Annotated in this window: 17 protein-coding genes; 9 read left to right on the forward strand and 8 right to left on the reverse strand. The window is 46.5% G+C overall.

The features are described 5' to 3' along the window. Window positions 1-30 precede the first annotated feature (30 nt). Complete coding sequence (locus tag BMZ54_RS33180; protein ID WP_202909310.1) at window positions 31-180, reverse strand: hypothetical protein; 150 nt, start codon at window positions 178-180, stop codon at window positions 31-33. A gap of 162 nt (window positions 181-342) precedes the next feature. On the opposite strand from BMZ54_RS33180, the gene BMZ54_RS20105 reads away from it, so the two are divergent. Continuing rightward, the gene (locus BMZ54_RS20105) at window positions 343-2,193 is read left to right on the forward strand and encodes a transketolase (RefSeq protein WP_089916206.1); all 1,851 of its coding nucleotides are present in this window, start codon (window positions 343-345) and stop codon (window positions 2,191-2,193) included. Between the two features lie 22 nt (window positions 2,194-2,215). Here BMZ54_RS20105 and BMZ54_RS33485 read toward each other — a convergent pair whose 3' ends face one another. The 3 genes from BMZ54_RS33485 to BMZ54_RS20120 all read right to left on the reverse strand — a co-directional run bounded on the left by BMZ54_RS33485 (window position 2,216) and on the right by BMZ54_RS20120 (window position 4,297). After that, window positions 2,216-3,172 (reverse strand): serine hydrolase, encoded by a 957-nt coding sequence (locus BMZ54_RS33485; RefSeq protein ID WP_162277617.1) that lies wholly within the window; start codon window positions 3,170-3,172, stop codon window positions 2,216-2,218. Then, window positions 3,150-3,860 (reverse strand): serine hydrolase domain-containing protein, encoded by a 711-nt coding sequence (locus BMZ54_RS33490; RefSeq protein WP_162277618.1) that lies wholly within the window; start codon window positions 3,858-3,860, stop codon window positions 3,150-3,152. Before BMZ54_RS33490 ends, BMZ54_RS33485 begins: the two co-directional genes overlap by 23 nt. Window positions 3,861-3,934: 74 nt before the next feature. Continuing rightward, on the reverse strand, window positions 3,935-4,297 hold the full coding sequence (locus BMZ54_RS20120; RefSeq protein ID WP_089916220.1) for a winged helix-turn-helix transcriptional regulator: 363 nt from the start codon (window positions 4,295-4,297) through the stop codon (window positions 3,935-3,937). A 137-nt stretch (window positions 4,298-4,434) separates the two neighbouring features. On the opposite strand from BMZ54_RS20120, the gene BMZ54_RS20125 reads away from it, so the two are divergent. From BMZ54_RS20125 to BMZ54_RS20150, 6 genes are all read left to right on the forward strand, one after another. Next, window positions 4,435-4,800, forward strand: coding sequence for a DoxX family protein (locus BMZ54_RS20125; RefSeq protein WP_089916224.1), 366 nt, complete (start codon window positions 4,435-4,437; stop codon window positions 4,798-4,800). 878 nt (window positions 4,801-5,678) lie between these two features. Continuing rightward, window positions 5,679-9,044 (forward strand): SusC/RagA family TonB-linked outer membrane protein, encoded by a 3,366-nt coding sequence (locus BMZ54_RS20130; protein WP_089916227.1) that lies wholly within the window; start codon window positions 5,679-5,681, stop codon window positions 9,042-9,044. A 55-nt stretch (window positions 9,045-9,099) separates the two neighbouring features. Then, complete coding sequence (locus tag BMZ54_RS20135) at window positions 9,100-10,788, forward strand: SusD/RagB family nutrient-binding outer membrane lipoprotein (protein ID WP_089916230.1); 1,689 nt, start codon at window positions 9,100-9,102, stop codon at window positions 10,786-10,788. 71 nt (window positions 10,789-10,859) lie between these two features. Continuing rightward, a complete protein-coding gene (locus BMZ54_RS20140; RefSeq protein ID WP_089916233.1) occupies window positions 10,860-11,432 on the forward strand; it encodes a redoxin domain-containing protein in 573 nt (190 codons plus the stop codon). A 5-nt stretch (window positions 11,433-11,437) separates the two neighbouring features. Continuing rightward, window positions 11,438-12,736, forward strand: a complete 1,299-nt coding sequence (locus BMZ54_RS20145) for a monooxygenase (protein ID WP_202909311.1) — start codon at window positions 11,438-11,440, stop codon at window positions 12,734-12,736. 119 nt (window positions 12,737-12,855) lie between these two features. Then, a complete protein-coding gene (locus BMZ54_RS20150; RefSeq protein ID WP_089916244.1) occupies window positions 12,856-14,103 on the forward strand; it encodes an ROK family protein in 1,248 nt (415 codons plus the stop codon). A gap of 2 nt (window positions 14,104-14,105) precedes the next feature. On the opposite strand, the gene BMZ54_RS20155 is transcribed toward BMZ54_RS20150, so the two are convergent. From BMZ54_RS20155 to BMZ54_RS20170, 3 genes are all read right to left on the reverse strand, one after another. Beyond that, on the reverse strand, window positions 14,106-14,681 hold the full coding sequence (locus BMZ54_RS20155) for a C40 family peptidase (RefSeq protein ID WP_089916246.1): 576 nt from the start codon (window positions 14,679-14,681) through the stop codon (window positions 14,106-14,108). 115 nt (window positions 14,682-14,796) lie between these two features. Beyond that, window positions 14,797-15,321 carry a hypothetical protein gene (locus tag BMZ54_RS20160; protein ID WP_089916249.1) on the reverse strand — a complete coding sequence of 175 codons (525 nt, stop codon included), beginning with the start codon at window positions 15,319-15,321 and terminating at the stop codon, window positions 14,797-14,799. Between the two features lie 207 nt (window positions 15,322-15,528). After that, window positions 15,529-15,927 carry a VOC family protein gene (locus tag BMZ54_RS20170; protein ID WP_089916256.1) on the reverse strand — a complete coding sequence of 133 codons (399 nt, stop codon included), beginning with the start codon at window positions 15,925-15,927 and terminating at the stop codon, window positions 15,529-15,531. A gap of 301 nt (window positions 15,928-16,228) precedes the next feature. Here BMZ54_RS20170 and BMZ54_RS20180 point away from each other — a divergent pair, with 301 nt between their 5' ends. Continuing rightward, window positions 16,229-18,700: a PAS domain S-box protein gene (locus tag BMZ54_RS20180; protein ID WP_089916260.1), complete on the forward strand. Its 2,472-nt coding sequence runs from the start codon at window positions 16,229-16,231 to the stop codon at window positions 18,698-18,700. 17 nt (window positions 18,701-18,717) lie between these two features. Here BMZ54_RS20180 and BMZ54_RS20185 read toward each other — a convergent pair whose 3' ends face one another. Next, the gene (locus BMZ54_RS20185) at window positions 18,718-19,542 is read right to left on the reverse strand and encodes an adenine nucleotide alpha hydrolase family protein (protein WP_089916263.1); all 825 of its coding nucleotides are present in this window, start codon (window positions 19,540-19,542) and stop codon (window positions 18,718-18,720) included. 222 nt (window positions 19,543-19,764) lie between these two features. On the opposite strand from BMZ54_RS20185, the gene BMZ54_RS20190 reads away from it, so the two are divergent. Further along, a complete protein-coding gene (locus BMZ54_RS20190; protein ID WP_089916266.1) occupies window positions 19,765-20,427 on the forward strand; it encodes a dienelactone hydrolase family protein in 663 nt (220 codons plus the stop codon). Window positions 20,428-20,448 lie beyond the last annotated feature (21 nt).

Below are 20,448 nucleotides of genomic sequence, written 5' to 3' on the forward strand. Positions count from 1 at the left end.
TCTGGCCATTGTCATTTACAGCTATCTCCCTTAATGCCGTTTAAAATACTGTACCTCCTGCTCATGTTTTTTAGCTGCTGCAAGGGAATCAAATGTACCAAGATTACGGCGCTTGTGCGTTTTGGGATCTTTCTTAACAGAGTATAATCTGTATTGCCCTGATTTTAATTTCCTGATCATAATTATTGAGTTTTGGGTGAAAACGCTTACGTGTAGATATTTCCACACTTACTATTAAGGCGCAAAAAAACCGTACCGTTTTTAAGAAGGCTTAATAATTGCGGCACATTCAGATTGATATCGTAACCAACCTCGTGTATTAATACCTAAAATCATAATCATATGAAAGAGTTTGCAGCGTTTAAGAACAAAGCCGATCTGTTGCGTAAGTGGTCGCTGATCTCCACTACAGAGGCTACTTCAGGACATCCCACCTCCTGCCTTTCTGCGGCGGACCTTACCGCAGTGCTGTTTGAGAAATATTTCACTTATGATATTGCAGATCCGCTGAATAATTACAACGACCGGTTTGTGCTTTCAAAGGGCCATGCAGCTCCTTTGCTATATGCCTTTTTTGGTGTGGCCGGCGCCTATCCGCTGGATGAGCTGAAAACATTGCGCAAATTCGGCAGCCGGTTCCAGGGGCATCCTGTGCCTAAATTTGCCTACGCAGAGGCAGCTACCGGTTCCCTGGGCCAGGGTTTATCAGTAGGGGCGGGGCTTGCGTTAGCAGCCAAAAGGGAAGGCCTTTCATCCAAAACTTTTGTACTTACCGGTGATGGTGAGCTGGCTGAAGGACAGATCTGGGAAGCGGCCAATTTTGCCACGCATGAAAAGCTGGATAACCTGGTGGCCATCCTGGATATTAACCGCCTTGCGCAAAGCCAGCCTACTATGTTCGGCCATCAGATAGAAGAATATGTGAACCGCTTTAAGGCATTTGGTTTTGAAGTAATAGCTATAGATGGCCACAATTATGAAGAGATTGACCGGGCATTTGAAAAAGCGGTAAATAATAAGAACGGCAAGCCCACCGCCATTGTAGCAAAAACAATTAAGGGGAAAGGTATTTCTTTCCTGGAAGATAAAGACGGCTGGCATGGCAAAGCGCTGAAGAAAGATGAGCTTCAGAAAGCGCTGGCGGAATTGGGGGATGTGGATGACCAGGCGCGGTTTGCGTTAAAAAAGCCTTCCGGGAAATTAATGCCGGCAAATACAGATGTAAAATACCGGGTAGCAACCAGTTTTGAGAACGGCAAGGAGTACGCAACGCGGGAAGTGTTTGGGGAAGTATTGGCATCACTTGTGGAGCAGAACAAAAACCTTTATGTGCTGGACGGAGATGTAATGAATTCCACCTTCACAGAAGATGTAAAAAAGAAAACACCGGATCGTTTCATTGAATGCTACATCGCAGAACAGAATATGGTATCCGTGGCTGTAGGTTTGTCCAGGTTGGGCCGGGTACCTTTTGCCGCCACTTTCGGCGCATTTTTTACCAGGGCTGCGGACCAGATACGGATGGCACGGGTATCTGAAGCCAATGTCAAATTTGCAGGTTCCCATGTGGGCGTTTCCATAGGGGAGGATGGCCCTTCGCAGATGGCGCTGGAAGACATTGCGATGTTTGGCGCATTGCCAGGCGCTGTTGTATTACAGCCTGCGGATGCCTGGTGTACAGCAAGCCTGGTGCAGGAAATGGCCGCCCATACCGGCATTGTTTACATGCGTACTTTAAGGCCTAAAACAGCTTTGCTATACAGTAAAGATGAACATTTTGAGATCGGCGGCTCCAAACTTTTGCGTCATTCGGATCATGATGAGCTAACTGTGGCCGCCACCGGTATTACAGTATTTGAAGCGCTTAAAGCTGCAGACGAGCTTGAAAAAGAGAACATTCATATACGGGTGCTGGATTGCTATTCCATACATCCCATAGACGCCGCTGCATTGAACGAAAGTGTGCATGCCACCAAACAAAATTTACTGGTAACGGTAGAAGACCATTTTGAACATGGGGGCATGGGCGATTTTGCTGCAGCAGCCCTGTCAGATACCGGCGCGCATATCATTAAAATGGCAGTGCCTGACATTTCACAATCCGGTACAAAAGATGAGCTGCTGCATGATGCAGGCATAGATGCAGAGCATATAGCGCAAAAGGTAAGGGAGCTTTGTGCGGTAACGGCATAGGCAGGTGGGCCAGTAAGCCCTACTACTGCTGTTTCTCAAAAAGTATATTTTTTATTCTTCCGTTGGTAAGCCTGAAACCGTTTATCTTTTTTGGTGTGTTTGTCAGGAAATTAATAATGCCGTTGTAGCTGCTGAATTTCCCGGCATCAACCAGGTCCGGCTCAAAAGTAAAATCACCTAAGCGTATATGATGCGCAACCAGCTTACCATCTTTTACAGAAAGCCGGTAGGCGGTTTCCAGCTCTTTGCTGTAATAGGTGCCGGCATATTGATTCAGCTGTGAAGGGGTAATTTTAACAGGCATCACTCTTGGGGCAATAATACCCCGGTATTTTAATGCGCCTGCTTTCTCTTTTATTTCCCTGAAAGTAACAGATGAATTGTAGGCCGGCACCCATAATACAGTATCAGATTTCAGATCGGTGGGGAACTTATCTTCGCCGTTTGCCTGTACCATTATACGGCCGTTCTCCAATGTAAAAGTTACATACCAGCCAGGGCCTAGCTGGTAGCTGCCGATATATTTTTTCAATAACAGGGTATCAACAGCAACGTTGGGCAGGTTGCTAAGGTCTTCACGCTTCGGGCCGGGGCTGACCTTATCTTTTAAGAAAAGCCCGGCAAGGGTATTTGCATTTGTGTAAACGTCAAAATTACCGTCGTTACTGAGCAGGATGACCGCCAGCTTTTGATCCGGGAAATTGGAAATAATGGTACGGAAGCCTGCCCAGCCGCCATCATGCGCAATGTTTGTTATACCGTTACGCCGGCTCACTTCCAGGCCATAGGCATAATCAATCTTTTGTTTATTATTGAGTGTGTCTGTTTCTATCATCCTTAGATATATGGGATCTTTTTGCTCAAGCGCCTGCTGAAAATGAATGACCCATTTAGACAGATCTTCAGCCGTGGAGAATATTGAGCTGGAGCCTAAGGCCGTAAGCGCATCGTTACTCTTAAAGTATTTGATCGTTCGCATAATATGAGCTGGCCACATGGCTGATCACCATTGAATAATCGTCTTGCACCAGGGATGCGTGCATGTTCAATGGTTTAAAGATGTGCGCATCGATCCATTCCGGGAATGGGGTGCCGCTTACTTTGGCTACAATAGCTGCCAGCAGGTTATAACCGGTATTGGAATAGGAATATTGCGAGCCTGGCTCAAAATCCAGCTCCCGCTGCTGCTTCACCATTCGCATAATATCCTCATAGCGGAAGCTCTCATCCCAGCGCCAGCCGGCCGCATGCAGGGTGGCGGGCCAATCCCTTAATCCGCTGGTATGATGGATCAGATGGCGGATGGTGATTGTTTTACCAAATTGCGGTACATCAGGCAGGTATTTATGGATATCATCATCCGGTGATATTTTGCCTTCCTGTATCAAAGTTGAAATGGCAAAACCGGTAAATTGTTTTGATACAGAAGCAAGATCAAAAACCGTTGTGGGCGTAATGGGGATATCGTATTCCAGGTTGGCCATTCCATAGCCTTTTTCAAATACGGTTCTTCCATCCTTTACAATTAAAGCAGCCACCCCGGGACGGCCGGTACGGGCATAGGTGTTAAACAGGGAATCAATTTTTGCGGAAAGGGTATCAGGGGTATTTTGCGCAATACCGGGCAAGCTGCTTACAAGCAGCAACAGGGTATAATATATTTTCATGGTACGCAGTGGCTTATTATATACAATGACGGCCAGCCCTGGAAAAAGTTGCATGCCTTTATACCGTGCGGATATTATTTTATTGCACCGTTCTGTTTTGCAGGCCGCATATGCTCATTGGCCCATTGCGCCAGGTTATACAAATGCGGCAGTAAGCTTTGGCCGGCAGTGGTTAATGAATAATCTACCCGGGGAGGAACTTCAGGATACATTTGCCGGGAGATGAGTCCATCTTCCAGTAAATTCTTCAGGGTAGCGGTCAGCATTTTTTGCGATATATCTCCAATGGCCTCCTGCAGCTGGTGATAACGCAGCGGGCTTCCTGTTTGCCCAAGTGTGAGCATCACTAAAACTGCCCATTTATCGCCAATACGGCCGAATACATCCCTTACCGGGCAGAAGTCTACACTTTCAGCATTTTTAGAAAAAATTCTCATGTTAACTTTTTGATTTTCACTATTACATACCTGCGGGTGTGTAACGCACTTTAAGGTGCCATATTTTTTGATCCTTAACCTGTTGGTACTTTTGCCAGCACTTATTAAAACCGGTTATAGCAACCAAATTTATAATTATGAAATTAACTTATCGCATTACTACGGTCATTTTCCTGGTAATTATTTTCTTAACAGCCATTACGGATATTACCCGGATGGAGTTTGTGGCTAAACCGGTAAAACATCTTGGATACCCGGATTACCTCCCTATTATGATCGGTTCAGGGAAACTAATTGGTATAATTATTTTAAGCATGCCAAAGTACACCCGGTTCAAAGAATGGGCCTATGCCGGTTTTACGGTTCTATTTGTGAGTGCGGCCACTTCGCACGCCATTGTAGGGGATCCTATCGGGAATGTATTGGCGCCATTGTTTTTAGAAGCCGTGTTGCTGGTGTCTTATATCAGCATGGTAAAAACGCTTAGCATGGATAAAAGATGAATAACATGCCTGCTCCGGTCTGTTAATACTTTGAGCCGGAAGTTCAGAACTAATTTTGTCCGCTTCGGTGAATTTCCATATGCCTGGCCCAACCAGTTTCAGCACCGGTGATCTTTTGTATGGCTTATGATGAACATACGCCGGATGCCTTTAAGGCTAACGGGATCGACTATATTTTAAAGCCCTTTACAACGGAAACGCCGGAACGTTCCCTGAAAAAATACAGCCAGTTAAAAAGGTCTTTTCCACAGATCATACCCCGCAATATAATGTCCTGCTGGGCAGTCCTAACCTCAGCCCTCAGTTTTCAACCCCGACCTCAACTATCATTCCTCAACTCCTCATCCTCAATCCTCATCCTTAGTCCTCAGCCAAAACTCTCAGCCGCAACCCTTAGACCTCATTCCTCAACCACAACCCTTAGCCATCAATCCTCAGCCTCAGTCTTCAACCTCGACTTCAACCCTCACTCCTCAACCCTCATTCATCAGTCTCAGTCCCAACCTCAACCTCAACCTCAACCTCACCCTTAACCGCAACCAACCGGTGAATCCTTTTCGACAACAAATGTGATTCTATGCTACCCCTACTTTATAAATTTAATTAATTTGAAATATAATACTATATAAAGAACCTCTAACTATCTAAAATAAATTTTATACTTTTTATTTTTTTTAAAAAGATTTCTATACTTTTGAATTACCACGTTGAATTAGAGCAATAGGACTATACCGTTTATTATTACGCAATCTTATCAGAGCCAGTGAACAGATCTATACTTATGAGAGGGACAATTGTAGCAAATCACGGTCTATAAGTTGTTGAATATCAACCAATATTGAATAGCATTTATCAAACCAAATCTAAAATTAAGCGCAATGCGAAAATCTCATGCCTTTGTCATGGTGATGCTGCTGCTATTTGCCGGCACATCGCTCCTCGCCCAGGACAAAAAATCAATTAGCGGAACCATTGTGGACGACAAGTCTGCAGTAGTGATAGGCGCTACTGTAATTGAAAAAGGTACCAGGAACAGCACCTTTACCGATGAACGTGGATACTATCACTTTTCGGTAGCCCCCTCAGCTACACTGATCATTTCATCAATCGGCTATGCTACCAGGGAGGTAGCGGTAGGTAACAGTTCAACCGTTAACGTTACTATTAACCAGGACACAAAAGGACTAAATGAAGTAGTGGTTACGGGCTTTGGTGAAAGCAGGGCTAAACGAAGCCTCGGATATTCCGTTACCCAGGTTTCCGGTGACGATATCAGGAGAACAGCCAGCCCCAACCCAATTTCCGCCTTACAGGGTATGGTGCCTGGTTTGCAGGTTACTCCCAATGTGGGTGGCCCGCAGGCTTCTACCCGCTTCCAGATCAGGGGTAGCGCCAGCCTGGATCCATATGGTAACCAGCCGCTGGTAGTGGTAGATGATATTGTGATGGACGACCAGGTAATCCTTCCCAACCGTGGTGGTGAGCAGGATTTCGGGAACATCCTGAAAGACATTAACCCCGACGACATTGAATCTATTTCCGTGTTAAAAGGTGGCGCTGTTACTGCATTGTACGGCAGCCGCGCATCCAACGGCGTGATCCTCATCAAAACAAAAAAGGGTTTCTCACAGAGAGGTTTGGGGGTTTCTTTTACCCAGTCTTTTATGTTTGAAAGAGCATATAAAACCGTAGATCTGCAGAACCGGTTTGGCGCAGGTATACATGTGGACGATTGGATAAAAGGTGCCAATGATACACTGGAAACCGATCAAACCTATTACTATGCCAGCTTTGGCCCTGAAATGAAAGGGCAGATGTTTAAAGATATCACCGGCCAGTACCGCGCCAATAATCCGGGCGCAAATGATCCGCTGGCGCTGTATAAAACAGGCATTACCCGTAATACTAACATTGGTATTTCCGGTGGTAATGATAAAACTACTTTCCGTTTTTCTTACTCCAACCTGGGATCATCGTCTGCAACGCCCAACAATAACCTGGACAGGAACAGCTTTAGCTTCAGAGCCACACACCGTCCTATAAAATCAGTGTTGCTGGATGTGAATACTTCCTATACGCAAAGCGGCACCGAAAACCCCGCTTTGCAGGGCGCTAATAGCGTATTGTACGCAACCAGCTATGGCGTACCGCGTAACTACGATATTAATTACTGGATGCATAACTATGCTGATACGGAAAACGGCGGCATATCACCAAGGGATATCTCCGGCGCCTCCAACGCTTTCTGGTTCATTTACCAGAACCACTACCAGCAAAAGGAAAATAACTTCAGGGGAAGTGTGAACCTGAGAGCGGACCTTACCAACTGGCTTCGTTTTGATGGAAGCGCTTCTATCAATGCATTTGAAACAAATTACACTGCCAAGATAAGGGGTACAGACCCCGGTTTTAGCGGCGGTCAATATAAGGTTAACAATAATAGTGTAAGGCAATACCGTTACCGTGGAAGCCTGAGCTATATTAAGAAAGTGAACGACTTTGACCTGCTGGTACAAGGTGGTGGAGAGCTCAATCAATCCAAGCAGGTAGGTTATTACGCAGAAACAAATGGCCTTATTATACCGGACCTTTTCCGTCTTTCCAACTCTAAAGAAAGACCCCGTATCGACGAAGGAAAACCGAATGACCTGCAAATGGCTTCCCTGTTTTACCAGGCCAGCGTTGGTTTCAGAGACTATCTGACCCTGAACGTGTATGGCCGTAATGACTGGAACAGTACGCTGGTATACAATGATGGTCATGGTAACTATTCCTACTTCTATCCCGGTGCGGATCTGGCCTTTGTGTTTTCTGACCTGGTTAAAATGCCCAAGGGATTTGACTTTGGTAAGCTGCGCGTTTCGTATGTGCAGGCAGGTGGTGGTACATCACCCTATAAAACCAATACCGGTTCTTACACTGCTTATGGCTTGTACAAAGATGCCAGCGGGGCCGATGTGCTCAGGTATGGTATTCTTGGCAACTCATTGCCCAACCAGAACCTGAAACCGGTACGTAATGCCAAGATCGAGGCTGGTGTTGAGTTTAAGCTGTTCAATAACAGGCTGGGAGGTGATGTTACCTGGTACCAGCAGGATTCAAAGAACCAGATCCAGGACTTCACTGTACCGCGTGAATCAGGTGTTGTAAGTGCATTGATCAATGGTGGTAAAGTAAGGAACCGCGGTATAGAGCTTACCCTGTATGGAACACCTTACAAAAAAGGAAATTTCTCATGGGATGTAATGTTCAACTATACCCGCAACAGGAATACCATTCTTTCCTTACCATTTAATTCTAAGGCTGCGCTGCTGGACGGTGGAGATGGTATTTACTCTGTGGCTAACCTGGGTGGCGATTATGGTGCTATCCGCGCTAATTATCACTACGCTTCTTACCAGGCAAAAGATGGTAATGGCGCTAATGTGCAAAGTGGCCTGAACGGCATGCCGGTGGTAGGCTTTAATGCAACCGGCGGCGAATTTGGCGCACCGGTGATCTATTACCTGAGGGCCGGTACTTATAACCCCACAGTAGGTAAGGAATCTGATCCGGTTGTAGGGTCTACCATGCCTGACTTCCTGGGCAGTATCCGCAACACCTTTAACTATAAAAGACTGGCTGTAAGCATTTTCCTGGATGCGAAGTTTGGCGGTGATATATATTCCAACACTTATGGTTACGGGTCACAGTACGGTATGCTGAAACATACACTGGCCGGCCGTACCGCGGACCTTGGAGGTTTAAGCTATACCGGTACTGCAGACTACAACGGTTTGAAAGCTGAACGCCATGATGGTATTTTACCGGTAGGCGTATTTGCACCCGGCACTATAATAGGTGCAGATGTGAGCGCTGACGGCCAGGAGCACGATGTTTCCGGTATGACTGTAGCTGATGCCTACGAGAAAAAATATGTAAAACCCGTAGCCGCCTCTGATTATTATGATCGTACCTATGGCTGGGGCAGCGGTATCAGATCTGCCAGCATGTTTGAATCTTCATGGGTATCTATGCGTGAGCTGTCCATTAGTTATGACCTGCCCGTTGGCATAGCCAGCAGATTAAAGATGAATAGCCTGCGCCTTTCGCTGATAGGCCGTAACCTGTTCTTCCTGTATAACAGCGCGCCGGATAATGTAAACCCGGATAACCTGAGCTCAACCAGCAGCGGCGCCTTTATTGAGAACGGCGGTGTGCCTTATTTCAGGCAGTTTGGATTTTCAGTAAACGCCAGTTTCTAACAGGCTCTTTAACGATTGTAAAAATTAGTAATAACCAGGATTTTAAAATATAGTTATGAGGAAGACATTATTACAGGCAGCTTGTGCGCTGACGCTTTTGGCAACTTCCTGCAGCCGCGACAAATATGCGGAGCTGAACACAGACCCGGATCTGATCCAGGTAGATCAGGTGAACGCGAAAGCGCTGTTCCCTACCGCTCCACTTGCTATACATACCAATGACTTTGAAGCTTATTACGATATACACCGTAATATCCAGTACTGGATCGGCGCCTGGGTGCCGCTGAGTGGCAACGGCGCTATTATTACACGTTTTAAAACACCCATTTCAGCATCCAACTATCCTTACAGTTATGAGGACCTGTATTCCAGGGAAACCATAGGCGCAGGTGGTACGCTGGTAGAAATGAGGAATGTTATTGACAAAATGGATGATGCCACCAGGGCAAAATATCAGCACATACGTGCTATTTCCTACGTTCCAATGGCATTATCTGCTTTTATTGTTTCTGATCTTTTGGGCAGTGTTGCCTATTCAGACGCATTCAGAGCCAGGTACACAACTCCCCCGGTATTAACGCCTAAATATGATACGCAGGAAGCGTTGTATGATACGTTGGACAATCAGCTGAAACAAAGCGTGGCCATACTAAAGCAAAGCTTACCGGGACAGGAAACCCTGGGTGGATATGACCTGTATTATCACGGTGCAGGAACAGAATCACAGAACTGGGCCATGGCAGCTAATTCAATGAGGCTGCGCATTGCCATGCGTATGCTCAAAAGAAAACCTGATGCCGCAAAAGCCATCATTAATGAAGTGCTGGCAGATAACGTAGGACCTATTAACAGCCGCGCAGCTTCCTGGATCTTCAGGGCGGGCAGCACAGTGGCTAACGGAGGCAACTACAATGTTGCCGCAGCACTTTCAGGGCAGAAGGCGTCTATTGATTTCATGTATAAGAACCATGATCCCCGGATCCGGAACATTTACCAGAAAGTTGAGCTGACCCAGGACCAGTTTAATACTTTTCAGGCGTCCGGTGTTATAGCACCAGGTGAAGTGTACCAGGAATACAGGGGCCGCTATACCAGCCCTGATGCAGCCAACGAGCCTGACAAGAAATTCTATTTCAACTACATTACCGGGTCTACTGCGTATGTATCCTACATACAATACGCGCTGTTCAATTCTTCAATAGCCAGCGGGTTGGTTAACTATCCTGTGATCACCTATGCAGATGTATGTTTTATGAGGGCTGAGCTGGCCGCAAGAGGCGTTACTACTGAAGATGCAGCGGACTGGTATAACAAGGGTATTGAAGCATCCCTGGCAGATTATGATGACTGGGGAAAAGATGCAAAGGTAGTGGGTTATACACCGCTGACAGCGGATGAAGTTACCGCCTATAAGCAGTCGCCTGATATCGCGTACAATCCTGCCAAAGGCATAGAGCAGATCTGCATTCAGCAGTTTATCAATTTCTACCGTAATCCTTATGAATGCTGGGCATTGATAAAAAGAACCGGTTACCCGAGCCAGACCGGCCAAGTTTTCAAGGCAGAAAAGGTTAGAGCCGGCGGCGTAGAAGCTGTTATGCCCAGAAGATGGAGCCTGTTCGTACCTCCGATCACTGATTTCAACTACGCCAACAGAAGGGCGGCTATTGAAGAAATGCAGAAGGATCCCGATCTGGGCGACTTAACCGATATTACGGGAAGAGTTTGGTGGGATAAGAAATAAATCGTAGAATACTACAATGGATTCAGATCAGGCTTATTGTCTGATCTGGATCCATTGTTAAACTGCTTTTCATGAAATATGTGTTGCTTATTTGCGGCTGTTTGTTTTTAGGAGCATTACATGCACAGCAGCCGGCGACGAATGCGCTGAAGGCCATTAAGGTAAGAACAATAGAGGGCAAATCCTTCTCCTTATCCGGCATTCACAAGCAGCTGACCGCTCTGGTGTTCCTTTCACCGGACTGCCCGCTGAGCCGCAATTACACTATTGTATTGAATGAGCTTCAAAAGAACAAAAAGGATTCCCTGGCCATTGTGGGCGTTTTTCCAGGATCCGCATACAGTGATGATGAAATAAAAGCCTTTCAGCAAAAATATGCAGTTGATTTTGTGCTGGTACGGGATAAAAAAGAAGCATTGGTAAATTATACACAGGCAACGGTAACGCCTGAAGTTTTTTTATATGATAGTAACAGCGTGCTGGTATACAATGGCGCCATTGATGACTGGGCCGTGAGCCTTGGCAAAAAGAAAAGGCAGGCGGACCACCATTATCTGCGTGACGCCATTGATAATTTTTTACAACATAGAACAGTGAACCCTTTTAAAACAACGGCAGTAGGTTGCCTGATCAGCAATAAATGAAGCATATGCCAGCACGCTTATTTACTATAGTATTCCTGTTTACATTCACAGCGCTTCGGGCACAAACCTACTACGACGTTGAACCGGTACTGGTACGTAAATGCGGTGTTTGCCATAACCCCGGAGAGGCTGCTCCTTTTCCGCTATTGAACTATGAAGATTTTACAAAGAGGCTTCCCTTTATTAAAAAAGTGATCAGCACCGGCTATATGCCGCCCTGGCAGGCAGATACAGCGTATTCACACTTTGCCAACCAGCGGGGGCTTACAGCTGAGGAGAAGCAGGCGATTCTTGCATGGATAGATCATAAAGCGCCAAAAGGGAAAGCGCCTAAGAATGCGCCCGTACTAAATACAAATGCTGGTAAGCTGTTAAATGGCCGGGCGCCGGACCTGGTATTAAAATCCAAAATACCATTTACTGTTAAAGGAAATAATAAGGAAAGGTTTATAGAATATAAGGTGCCGTTTGAACTACCGGCCGGTAAAAGCGTAGAGGCCATTGAGTTTGTGACCAACAATAAAAAAATTATACACCATGTTAATTATGGTTTTTATAGTGTAGCAGATAGCAGTGTGGACCTGGATGCGGGTTTAAGCACCATTGATACGGACGAAGAGCCACAGAACAGGAGCGCTTTTGACCAGCTGAAACGAACCATGGTTTATTACACAGGATGGATCCCCGGAGCCTCAGCAGAATATTATCCCAATGATTTTGGCTGGACATTTCCAAAAAGGGGAGTCGTGATCTTTACCACGCATTATGCGCCCATAGCAGCGGATGAGCAATCGATCGTAGGCGTTAACATGTATTTTAAAGATGCGCCGGTAAAAAGGCCGGTGCGCATTATCAGCATTGGTTCCGGCGGCGTAGGTGAGCGGGACATTGATCCTATTTTCATGATCCCCCCTGACCAGGTAAAAACGTTTGAGCTGAAAATGAGAACGCCCGAAGAGCAATCGCTTTTATATGTGTGGCCGCATATGCATTACCTGGGCAAATCTTTTGAGGCATTTGTAGTAACACCGGGCAATGATACCATTCACCTGGTTAAAATACCCCAGTGGGACTTTCGCTGGCAGGAGCTGTACCGGTTTAAGAAGCCGGTAAAGATCCCCCGTGGTTCTGTTATTTACATGAAAGGCACTTATGATAATACAAAAGATAACCCTTTTAACCCCAGTGATCCGCCAAAATATGTTTTTTCAAAAGGAAGTATGAGATCGGACGATGAAATGTTTACACTATTGCTCATTTATGCGCAATACAATTTAGGAGATGAGAGCATTGATTTAGAATAGATAAAAGGTATATAATATTGTTAATGTTTGTGCGCTGACTTGCAATTGCAATCAGTTAGCCCTTACTTTGCCTTGTCATTTGTATGTTTTTCGGGAATAAAGAGCAGCGTTTCTGAAATATGGTAAAGAGAGATTATTACAAAACATTGGCCCTGAGGGAATTTTATTTCTCCGGCAAGCTTTCCTCCACGGATCTGAGTGAACGTATAGGAAAGAGCATACCCCATGTGATGAAGGTAATTGATGAACTGGTGGCCGGGGGCTTTATCCTGGAATCGGGATACGCGCCTTCCAGCGGCGGGCGGCGGCCGGTAACCTATGCTATGAAGCCGGATGCTATTTACATTCTGTCAGTGGCTATGGACCAGATGGTGACCCGCATTGCGCTGATGGACCTGCAAAATAATACGGTTACCCCGGTTAAGAAATTTGAGCTGCCGCTTACGGATAACCCGGCAGCCATTATACAGCTGAAGGAGAAAATGTCTGAAGTGATTAGTGCGTCCGGTATAGACAAAAAGAAGATCATAGGCGCGGGCATAGGGATGCCCGGTTTTGTAGATGCTAAAAAAGGTATCAATTATTCCTTTTTAAATACGGAGAATAAGACCATCCGGGAATACCTGGCGCAGGAGCTGGGCTTTCCTGTTTATATTGACAATGATTCCAGCCTTATTGCTTTGGCGGAATTCCGTTTTGGTGTGGCCCGGCAAAAAAAGCATGCCCTGGTGGTGAATATAGGCTGGGGGATTGGTCTGGGCATGATCCTGAATGGCGGCTTATTCCGGGGCCATAATGGTTTTGCAGGTGAGTTCAGTCACATTCCCATTTTCAACAATAACAAATTATGCAGCTGTGGTAAAAGCGGCTGCCTGGAAACAGAAGCCTCCTTACAGGTGGTGATAGAAAAAGCCGCGCAGGGCTTAAGATCCGGACGGCCCTCTACCTTAGGCAGCGATTACCCCAGCGGGCACCTGGAAGCTGATTGGGACGCCATTGTGGCCGCTGTTCATAAAGGCGACCGTTTCGTGATAGAGCTGTTATCGCAAACAGGTTATGATATAGGAAAGGCCGTGGCTATCCTGATCCATTTAATGAACCCTGAGCTGGTGGTGCTAAGCGGCAGGGGGGCTTTAGCCGGCAAGCTATGGGAAGCATCCGTGCAGCAGGCTTTGAATGAGCACAGTATTCCGCGGCTGGCTGCCAATACTACGCTGGCTATTTCAACCCTGGGTTATCAGGCAGAGCTGATCGGCGCAGTGGCCTTGGTAATGGAAAGCAAAGTACGGGAGTACGAAATAAAAAGCAAAAATGTAAATGCCAAAGCATTCATTGACGAACAGAACGGATTGGTAGGCATGCAGTAACTTTATTCAAACACCCGGATCACTTTTATAAACCGCTCCATATAATAAGGGTTGAGCGTTGTTTCTGTTACGCCGGCCGCTTTCCCGGAAGTGGAATGTATGAAAACAATGCTATCGCCCGTGTAGGTAATGATCCCCATATGTCCTACCGTTCTGATGGCACTATCCGTGCCGGTAAAAAGAATCAGGTCACCGGGTTTTGCGAGGTCCAGCGTAACAGGGATGCCCTGGTCACTGAAATCTGCGGAGCTTCTGGGAACGGCTATGCCAAAATGATTAAAAACATAGGTAATGAACCCCGAACAATCGAACCCTGCTGCCGGATCAGTAGAGGCATATTTATAGGGAATACCTTTCAGTGTTTTAGAGAATGCGATGAGTGTTGCCGGGTTGGTACCAGCGGTATGAATACCTTTTTCCCGTATAAATACCGTAGAGTCGGTCCTGTTAGGCTGTACCACACCGGAATCAATATCATTAACGATCCAGGCAAGGGTATTCACATGCTCTTCTTCAGCCGGCGCACCACAGGATAGCAGCATTGTCAATAACAGGCATAGGACAAGGGTTTCACGCATGCTTGAAATTAGTAAAAAATATAATATTAATATGTAATATTTCCAGCTGCATCCGGAAAACGCAGAAGCCGGAGATCGATCCCCGGCTTCTGTGATTATATTTTATACGAACTTTCTAATTTCCCCAGTTTACATTTATATTATGCGCCTTTGCATAAGCTTTACCCAGGTTCATGAGCTTTTCTGATTGTTCCTCAAATCGTTTGGCATACTTGCTGTTTATTTCCTGCCCTTTGGCTGCAATCTCCTCTTTAGAAGCTCCGTTATCGCAAAGTTTTGCCAGCGCCATATACTCGTTCTTGTAAACAGGCAGCACATATTCATGCAGGGCAATGGACGTTTGCAGCATTTCTTTGGTCTCATCAGTTTCCGGCAGCGCTTTTACATCATGCAGGGCTTTTTCAATGGACAATACATCATTTTCAACCACTTTGGTAGCAGTGATGTTTTGTTGTTGCACCCCTTCATGTTTTACCGTATAAGCCACCAGCATATTTGTAAAGTGGTCACTGGCAAAATCATTGAAAAGATTGGTGTTTAGCACAGCCCTGTCAAAATAATTTTCCGGGGTGGCTGTATTACAGGCGGCTAACAAAAATAACCAGCATAAAACCAACAAACTGGCAATCGTTTTTTTCATGTTCAGTGTCTTTTGATTTCGCGCAAGTATACAATATTTATTTCAGGATTTTGAATTTGGCAGGTACGGGCACAGGGCCTGCGCCCCGGGGCAGGATCCGGCTTTATGTGACGGTTATGGATAAACGCAGCGTTAAATTTTGCCGGGCCTTTTACCAATGGCATACAATATACAAGGATTCCATTTTGTACCTGCCGTTATACTACCTTATTCTGCTAAGGTAGATGTTTCAAACAAAGTGAACTGCATTCCCGATGGGTCCTGCATGCGCTGCACCTTGCTCCAGGGGGCTTGTTTAACGCCGGCAATTTTGATAGCGCCGGCCGCCGCTAACTTTTCTCCGGCCGTATCTATTGCATTGCCAACTTTAAAGGCAAGCCGTACTGGCCCGGCCACCCGTTCGCCTACTTCAATTTCATCTATGGTAGCTGCATGCCTGCTATCTATCAGCTCAAGGGAAGCCCTGCCTGCATCCAGGATAATGCCATTGCCTGTTTGCTCATGCCATTCTTTAGAAGTAGCCAATCCCAGGGAATCCCGGTAAAATTTTATGATCTCTTCCAGGTTGTCTACTGTCAGGATGATCCTTAATTCAGTTGCTTTCATATGATGCCGGTTTTATAATGAAGGTTGCTATTATTAAGTATATTAAAATTACTAAATACCTGCCGGAAGTCCAGCCCCCGCATTCCCGGTACAAAAGATTGGTAATTTATCCGGATAGCATACCTTTAGGTTATGGGGCAATAGCACAACAGGGCAGGCAGATCATTTACTGCCGGTAAAGCGTTCATGAATAAGATCCATTTGACAGGCTTTTCGTATATACTGACAGTACTATTAAACTTTACCTTTCTCACTCAATTCAATACAGCATGCAGGCTGCGGATGAAATTTAGCTGATCCTATGAGCTTTAATAAATTATTGGAAGAGCAATTAAAGAAATACCTGCCGGATGCAGCGCTACTGGAACAACCGGCATTCAAGCGTTTCCTGGAAGCGGTGAATGAGTCCTACGAATCTTATGAAAGGGACCGGATGCTGTCCGGCGATGCCGTTAGTATCACCGCATCTGAACAGCGCATGCGGCTGGCCCTGCAAACCATTGAGGATAATGTATGGGAATATGATTTTGAACAGCGTAAAATGGTATTTGCGCAGGTAAATAACTCTGTCTTAAAACTACGCCGGCTGGAGTATGTTGATAAAGAAAATGAAGAATGGTGGAGAGAGATTTATGAGGAAGATCTGCATATTGCAGTAGATACCTTCCGCAAATATAAGCAGGGCCTCATCAGCAAACATTCCGTTGAATACCGTATGCATTGTGCAGATGGCAGTATTAAGTGGATCCTGAACCGGGGCGGCGTAATAAAAAGGGACAGCGAGGGCCAGGTGCTTAAAGTTGTAGGCGCTATAACGGATATAGATGCGCTCAAGAATATACAGGCAGAGCTGCGGACCACAGCTAACCGCTTATCCAACCTGCTGGCCAGCCTTCAAAGCGGCGTGCTGGTGGAAGATGAAGCCCGCAGGATCGTTATGGCCAATCAGCAGTTCTGTAGCCTGCTTTCCATACCGGCGCCGCCGGAAGCGCTTATAGGGCTGGATTGCAGCCAGACGGTTGATCAGTCCAAACACTTATTCAAAAACCCTGAGCTGTTCCTGAACCGGGTAGCGGAGATCCTGGAAGACCGGCAGCCGGTAACGGGCGAAGAGCTGGAAATGGCCGACGGGCGCATACTGGAAAGATCCTATATCCCCGTATTCCTTGACAATGAACACAAAGGGCATCTGTGGAAATACAATGATATTACCAAGCGTAAGCAATCGGAAACTATTATAAGGCTGCAGGAAGAAAAGTACCGGAACATTATTGCCAACATGAACCTGGGGCTGACAGAGGTAGACCTTGAGGAGCGCATCCTTTATGCTAACCAGAGCTTTTGTGAAATGTCGGGGTATTCCCTGGATGAGCTGATGAATAAGGTCGCTCCCACATTATTCATGGGCAAGGGCAATGAGCATTTTACCCGGGAAAAGCTGCAGCTGCGCGCCCAGGGCATATCAGACGCTTATGAGCTGGCCGTACGTAATAAAAAAGGGCAGCTGAAATGGTGGCTGGTAAGCGGCGCGCCACGTTATAATGATGCGAATGAGCTGGTAGGCTCCATTGGCATACACCTGGATATTACCAGCCACAAACAGCTGGAGCTGGCTTTAATGGAAGCCCGGCAGGCAGCAGAAGAATCGGCGCATGCCAAAGAAACCTTCCTGGCAAATATGAGCCATGAAATACGTACCCCTATCAGCGCCATCCTGGGTATGAGCCGGCAGCTGGGTGAAACCAGCCTGGATCAGGAGCAATCCCTTTTCCTGGATAATATTAACAAGGCATCTGAACACCTGCTGGTGATCATTAACGATATACTGGATATTTCCAAAATAGAAGCAGGCATGCTGCAGCTGGAAAATATTGATTTCCGCCCGGCAGAGCTGGTTGAGCAGGCAATAACATTAATGACATTGAGGGCGCAGGAAAAAGGGCTGCTGTTATCAATGAAAATGGAGGCCGGTCCATGGCCTGTGATCATGGGCGATCCTTTCCGCCTGAAGCAGGTGTTACTGAACCTGCTCAGCAATTCTATAAAGTTTACGGAAAAAGGCGGCGTGCATATAACCTTCAATACCATGAGCTGGCGGGGTAACCAGCTAACGGCTGTTATTACAGTAGCAGATACCGGCATCGGGATGGATGAGGCAACGCTGAAGAACATTTTCCAGAACTTTACCCAGGGCGATAAGACCACTGCCCGCAAATACGGTGGTACCGGCCTGGGAATGGCTATCAGCAAACAGCTGGTAGAAATGATGGGCGGCACTATTCAGCTTCAGAGCAAACCAGGCGCAGGCACCAGCGTAGTGCTGCGCATACCCTTTGATATAGGCAAAGAAAAGAACATCCCGGTAAAGGAAAAACAGATCATAGACAGCTCCATACTGAAGGACTGCCGCGTGCTGCTGGCGGAAGACAATGAAATTAACCGGCTGATCGCCTGCAGGATCCTGGAAAAACACGGCCTGGTGGTCACCGCGGTTAATAACGGGCAGGAGGCCCTGAATGCCATGGCAAAACAACCTTTTGATGTGGTGCTGATGGATATGCAGATGCCGGTTATGGACGGCCTGGAAGCAACCGCATTTATCCGCGCCAACATTAGCCGGGATATACCGGTAATTGCCTTAACCGCTAACGCCATAAAGGGGGAGAACGAAAAGTGTATACAGGCAGGCATGAATGATTATATCTCCAAGCCTTTTGAGCCGTCAACACTGATCAGTACCATTGCACACCTGGTAGGCAAGCAGCTGAAGTAGGAATATACCCCTTACCGTTAGTGTGTAATAAAAATAGGGTAGGTAAGCGACTGAATAAAAAGATCGGCCTGGCTATGCTGCAGGAAGTTGGAAAGTAAGCTCCTGCCATAAGCTCCCATTACCACCAGCGCATGCCGCTTTTTAAGCAGGTAGGTGAATAGCTCATTACCCGGTTCCCCTTTTAAAGTAACCACATCTGAATATGCATAGTGATTGCTTAACCACGAAGCGATCATTCCCTTTTCATCAGGAGGTAGATCATCATTTTTTACCTGTACTACGGTTCCCCGGGCTTCATTGAGCTCAGGCAACAGGTAAGTGAACTGTTTCATGGCAAATAAAGCAGCATTACTGCCATCATAACAAAAAACAACTTCCGAAATAGTTGATTTTAATGCAGGGGCAATGATCACGGGGCATTTAGCAGACATAAGCAGCTGTTTAAGCAATGTGCCGGGTACCTGTTTGGTAGCTCCTATTGCAGCATCTGTAATGATCAGGTCTGCAAAACGGCTTTCTTCTATGAGTGATTCCATTAAAGGTCCTTCGAGGTAGCGGGCAGAAACAATTAATCCCTTTTTGTTACAGGTGTTTATAAAATCGCTCATATTTTCTTCAATCTCCTGTCTTTTGCTAACATATTCCGGGAGGTCGCCGGCTACAATGCTTTCCACATATGGAAAGCCCAGGGCCTTTTTCAGGACAGGTTTTTCCGCATACCTGGCAGGCTGAAAGAACAGTACATGAAACCGGTAGCGGCCTAAACCGGAGAGATAGTGAAAGAAGCTCAGCACATGATCTGTTGGTTGCTCACCGGCCAGTATAAGTATTATCTTTTCCATGGTGCTTTTTCCTCAAAACTATACCGCTTAGGGCTGGTGTTCAATGACAACCGTCAGCCGCATACATGATTGTTACCGTGAGCAAATACAGGCAATTTCCTGACCAGGATCAGCAGCGCCGTTGTCTGCCGTCATTGAATACAGGTGGCCGTGCCTGTATTTTTACAAAGCGGCGGTTATCATTACCCGCCGCCAAGCTGTTAAGACTTTAACTGATCTTTTATGAAATGCTTTTTTCATGATACCGTAAAGATCCCGGTGGGCAAGGTTATTCTGGAGGCGGAGCTGACACTGCCCCGGGGCGCTGAGTCCATCGTGATCTTCAGTCATGCCAGCAGCCGTAGCCGGTTTAGCAGGCGCTATCAAAAAATAGCGCAGGAATTGCAGCAGCATGGATTTGGCACCCTGCTTTTAGACCTGCTGACAAAAGAGGAGGACATTGCCTATTATTACACGCGCAGTAATATTGAGCTGTTAACCGGCCGGCTTACCGGGGTTACAGAATGGCTGGAAGGTTTTGCGCCTGCTGCGCATTTAGCCATCGGTTATTTTGCAGCCGGCACGGGTGCCGCCGCCGCATTAAAAGCAGCTTATTACCTGCCGCATGTACAGGCAGTGGTATGCCATGGCGGCCGGCCCGATATGGCGGAAGATGTGCTGCCGCTTATAACAACACCGGTAATGCTGATTGCCGGTGACCTGGATCAGGATATACTGGCGCACAATGTTTTTGCATTTGAAAAACTGCTATGCCGTAAGAAGCTGCTGCGGATAACAGGCGCGGGCCAGCTGTTCCTGGAAAACAATGCCATGCCGCAGGTAATAACCGGCGCTGTGAGCTGGTTTAACCATTGCCTGAAGATGCAGCATCATCAGCCTTTATAAAAGAATGTGATCAGGTAACAC

Origin of the sequence: Chitinophaga rupis, from assembly GCF_900109685.1 — a bacterium.
GTDB classification, from domain to species: Bacteria; Bacteroidota; Bacteroidia; order Chitinophagales; family Chitinophagaceae; genus Chitinophaga; species Chitinophaga rupis.

Coding starts and splice junctions, on each gene's coding strand:
- BMZ54_RS20155 (WP_089916246.1), bottom strand. CDS start 14,681: ATGCGTGAAACCCTTGTCCTATGCCTGTTATTGACAATGCTGCTATCC.
- BMZ54_RS33180 (WP_202909310.1), bottom strand. CDS start 180: ATGATCAGGAAATTAAAATCAGGGCAATACAGATTATACTCTGTTAAG.
- BMZ54_RS20120 (WP_089916220.1), bottom strand. CDS start 4,297: ATGAGAATTTTTTCTAAAAATGCTGAAAGTGTAGACTTCTGCCCGGTA.
- BMZ54_RS20135 (WP_089916230.1), top strand. CDS start 9,100: ATGAGGAAGACATTATTACAGGCAGCTTGTGCGCTGACGCTTTTGGCA.
- BMZ54_RS20150 (WP_089916244.1), top strand. CDS start 12,856: ATGGTAAAGAGAGATTATTACAAAACATTGGCCCTGAGGGAATTTTAT.
- BMZ54_RS20145 (WP_202909311.1), top strand. CDS start 11,438: ATGCCAGCACGCTTATTTACTATAGTATTCCTGTTTACATTCACAGCG.
- BMZ54_RS20130 (WP_089916227.1), top strand. CDS start 5,679: ATGCGAAAATCTCATGCCTTTGTCATGGTGATGCTGCTGCTATTTGCC.
- BMZ54_RS20125 (WP_089916224.1), top strand. CDS start 4,435: ATGAAATTAACTTATCGCATTACTACGGTCATTTTCCTGGTAATTATT.
- BMZ54_RS20185 (WP_089916263.1), bottom strand. CDS start 19,542: ATGGAAAAGATAATACTTATACTGGCCGGTGAGCAACCAACAGATCAT.
- BMZ54_RS20140 (WP_089916233.1), top strand. CDS start 10,860: ATGAAATATGTGTTGCTTATTTGCGGCTGTTTGTTTTTAGGAGCATTA.
- BMZ54_RS20170 (WP_089916256.1), bottom strand. CDS start 15,927: ATGAAAGCAACTGAATTAAGGATCATCCTGACAGTAGACAACCTGGAA.
- BMZ54_RS33485 (WP_162277617.1), bottom strand. CDS start 3,172: ATGCGAACGATCAAATACTTTAAGAGTAACGATGCGCTTACGGCCTTA.
- BMZ54_RS20160 (WP_089916249.1), bottom strand. CDS start 15,321: ATGAAAAAAACGATTGCCAGTTTGTTGGTTTTATGCTGGTTATTTTTG.
- BMZ54_RS20180 (WP_089916260.1), top strand. CDS start 16,229: ATGAGCTTTAATAAATTATTGGAAGAGCAATTAAAGAAATACCTGCCG.
- BMZ54_RS33490 (WP_162277618.1), bottom strand. CDS start 3,860: ATGAAAATATATTATACCCTGTTGCTGCTTGTAAGCAGCTTGCCCGGT.
- BMZ54_RS20105 (WP_089916206.1), top strand. CDS start 343: ATGAAAGAGTTTGCAGCGTTTAAGAACAAAGCCGATCTGTTGCGTAAG.
- BMZ54_RS20190 (WP_089916266.1), top strand. CDS start 19,765: ATGAAATGCTTTTTTCATGATACCGTAAAGATCCCGGTGGGCAAGGTT.